We start from the raw sequence: 3,488 nt of genomic DNA, 5'->3' as shown, positions 1-3,488 counted from the left end.
ACCAAGTTTGCTCTAAGTATTGTTTTATAATCTCTAACTCGGAAGCCCTTAGTGCCCGATATTCTCCTTCTGCTAGGTTCGGATCTAGCTGGAATTCACCAAAATGTGTGCGTTTGAGATAGGTGACCTTGACACCAACTGCCAGAAACATCTTTTTGATTTGATGAAACTTACCCTCAGAGATGGTAACCGAGGCTGTGGAGTGATTGAGGCTAGTCGTGTGAATCTCAAGCTGGGCTGGCTTGCATTGAGTTCCGTCCAGAAAGACAATGCCTTGCTGGAAAGCGGCTGTAGCTGCTTGGGCAAGAGGACCGTTTACTTCGACATAGTAGGTCTTTTTGATATGGTATTGCGGGTGCAGAAGCTGAAAACCTAGTGGCCCGTTATCCGTAATCAGGAGCAGGCCGCGTGTGTCGCGATCCAGACGGCCGACAGAGTAAAGCTGGTCGTTAAAATCTTCTGGTGCAATCAGATCCAGAACGGTTGTCTTATCTGCATCAGAGTTGGCTGTGACAGCACCGGCAGGCTTGTTCATCAGAAAATATCGGTGAGCCGGCTGGCTTAAGGAACAGCCCGCTAGACTAATGGACTGGAGTCCGCTATCGACATTTTGACTGAGGAAACGAGCAGGCTGACCGTCGATTACAATCTGCCTTATTCGCAGTTTTTGTTTCATTTCTTTCCGGCTAACCTTGGCCTGAGCTAAGAATTTATCAAGGCGCATGAGTTTTCCTTTCAAAGGTTTGGACGTTTTGCAATTTAGAGAATGGTGAAAGGTCACAGAGCAAGAAAGCGAGGTTTTAGCGTAAATCTAATTCTCGATTTTCTTCTTTTATCATACTCTTTCAGAAGCAAAAATGCAAAAAGGACTGCAGTTTACGATTTTCTTATGAAAACATTTACACTTGGTTGGCTCGTGTTTTTTGGAAAAAACTGTGTTATAATTTTTAGTTGGAAATAAATAATAAGATTTAGAGGAAAAAATGACAAAATTTAGAGAAGATATTCGCAATATCGCTATTATCGCTCACGTTGACCACGGGAAAACAACCTTGGTTGATGAGTTGCTGAAGCAATCTCATACACTAGATGAGCGTAAAGAGCTGCAAGAGCGGGCAATGGATTCAAACGATATCGAAAAGGAGCGCGGTATTACCATCTTGGCTAAAAATACAGCCGTGGCTTACGAAGGTACTCGTATCAATATCATGGATACACCAGGGCACGCGGACTTCGGTGGAGAAGTTGAGCGGATTATGAAGATGGTGGACGGGGTTGTTCTGGTTGTGGACGCCTACGAAGGAACCATGCCTCAGACCCGCTTTGTTTTGAAAAAAGCCTTGGAGCAAGACCTTGTCCCAATCGTAGTGGTGAATAAAATCGACAAGCCGTCTGCTCGTCCAGCAGAAGTAGTGGATGAAGTATTGGAACTCTTTATTGAGCTTGGAGCGGATGATGACCAGCTGGACTTCCCAGTGGTTTATGCTTCAGCTATCAATGGAACTTCATCTATGTCAGATGATCCAGCGGACCAAGAGCACACCATGGCACCGATTTTTGATACGATTATTGAGCATATCCCAGCGCCAGTGGATAATTCTGACGAACCTTTCCAATTCCAAGTGTCACTCTTGGACTACAATGACTTCGTCGGCCGGATCGGTATCGGCCGTGTCTTCCGTGGTACTGTCAAAGTTGGCGACCAAGTAACCCTTTCTAAACTTGATGGTACAACTAAAAACTTCCGTGTGACGAAACTTTTTGGTTTCTTTGGTTTGGAGCGTCGTGAAATCAATGAAGCCAAAGCGGGTGACTTGATTGCAGTTTCTGGTATGGAAGACATCTTTGTCGGAGAGACGATTACACCGACGGATGCTGTTGAAGCCCTGCCAATCCTTCATATTGATGAGCCGACTCTGCAGATGACCTTCTTGGTTAACAACTCACCTTTTGCTGGCCGCGAAGGGAAATGGGTGACTTCTCGTAAGGTTGAAGAACGTCTGCAGGCTGAACTGCAAACAGATGTATCGCTACGTGTTGAGCCAACTGATTCACCAGACAAGTGGATCGTTTCAGGTCGTGGTGAGTTGCACTTGTCAATCCTGATCGAAACAATGCGTCGGGAAGGTTATGAGCTGCAAGTATCTCGTCCAGAAGTTATCGTGAAAGAAATCGACGGTGTCAAATGTGAGCCATTCGAGCGCGTCCAAATCGATACACCTGAAGAATATCAAGGCTCGGTCATCCAAAGCCTTTCTGAGCGCAAGGGTGAAATGCTGGATATGGTGGCTACTGGAAACGGTCAGACTCGATTGGTCTTCTTGGTTCCAGCTCGTGGCTTGATTGGGTACTCAACTGAGTTCTTGTCTATGACTCGTGGTTATGGAATCATGAACCACACCTTTGATCAATACCTACCACTCATCCCAGGTGAAATCGGTGGCCGTCATCGCGGTGCCCTGGTATCTATTGATGCTGGTAAGGCAACGACCTACTCTATTATGTCTATCGAAGAGCGTGGAACCATCTTTGTCAATCCAGGTACAGAAGTGTATGAGGGAATGATTATCGGTGAGAACTCACGCGAAAACGATTTGACAGTAAATATCACCAAAGCCAAGCAGATGACCAACGTTCGTTCTGCCACCAAGGATCAGACGGCAGTCATCAAGACACCGCGCATTTTGACCTTGGAAGAATCTTTGGAATTTTTGAATGACGATGAGTATATGGAAGTAACGCCAGAGTCCATCCGTCTGCGCAAGCAAATTTTGAACAAACAAGAACGTGAAAAAGCTAATAAAAACAAGAAAAAACAAGCGGCAGAATAAGCGATCTAAGCTATCTGGCGGCAGAAAGGAGTATCATGGTTTACTTTATCATTGGAATTTTGATCCTGCTTTTCTATGTATTTGCCGTTCCGGCTAGTATTAAAGGAACGCTGAATATCTTGACAATTGTGCTTTTGCTGGTTGCCTTGATTATCTTGTTTGCTTTAGGACTCTTTCAGATTTTTAAATTGCCTTCAGAATTTTTTGTAGGAATCTTCCTGATGATTCTGACTGTGTGGGCGCTGAGAGATATTGAGCGCTTAAAGCCTAAAGTCAGACGGCGAGATTTCGTGGACGAAAATCATTATGAATAGAATAACTGCCCAGCTTTGATGAGTTGGGCAGTTTTCATTTCCAGCACTTTGTCAAGCTGTCCAAAGCGTACTGATATGTGTCACAGAGTTCTTATTGGAATAATGAGTTATTGTGAGATAAATCAAAAATTTGGCTGTCAATATCACAATTATTGACTAAAGCGGCAATGCTTTGTTACAAAAGTTAAATCTTCTTAACAGCTAAAAATAAAAAACTGTTTCGGCTTTTTTATTTTCGCAAAAAAAGGTAAAATAGAATGAAGTATGAATGAAGAGGTCTATGATGAAAAATATTTCAAAATTTGCCAATAAGAAAGTCTTGGTGTTGGGTTTGGCCAAATCT

The 3,488-nt window shown here is 43.7% G+C and carries 3 protein-coding genes; 2 read left to right on the top strand and 1 reads right to left on the bottom strand.

Features of this window, described 5'->3' with window-relative positions; translation table 11 throughout:
• Positions 1–724, bottom strand: a 724-nt coding sequence (locus tag STRDD04_RS02635; RefSeq protein WP_062199100.1) for a 16S rRNA pseudouridine(516) synthase, incomplete at its 3' end; no start/stop codon positions are given.
• A gap of 259 nt (positions 725–983) precedes the next feature.
• Here STRDD04_RS02635 and typA point away from each other — a divergent pair.
• Together typA and STRDD04_RS02625 are read left to right on the top strand one after the other, a co-directional pair.
• Positions 984–2,831 carry a translational GTPase TypA gene (gene typA, locus STRDD04_RS02630; protein ID WP_062199099.1) on the top strand — a complete coding sequence of 616 codons (1,848 nt, stop codon included), beginning with the start codon at positions 984–986 and terminating at the stop codon, positions 2,829–2,831.
• Positions 2,832–2,866: 35 nt separating this feature from the next.
• On the top strand, positions 2,867–3,145 hold the full coding sequence (locus STRDD04_RS02625) for a DUF3165 family protein (RefSeq protein WP_037615954.1): 279 nt from the start codon (positions 2,867–2,869) through the stop codon (positions 3,143–3,145).
• Positions 3,146–3,488: the final 343 nt, after the last annotated feature.

The organism is Streptococcus sp. DD04 (assembly GCF_001578725.1).
Classification (GTDB): domain Bacteria; phylum Bacillota; class Bacilli; order Lactobacillales; family Streptococcaceae; genus Streptococcus; species Streptococcus sinensis.
The sequence above is the reverse complement of the archived record's forward strand: the minus strand, read 5'-3'. Positions and strand labels throughout refer to the sequence as shown.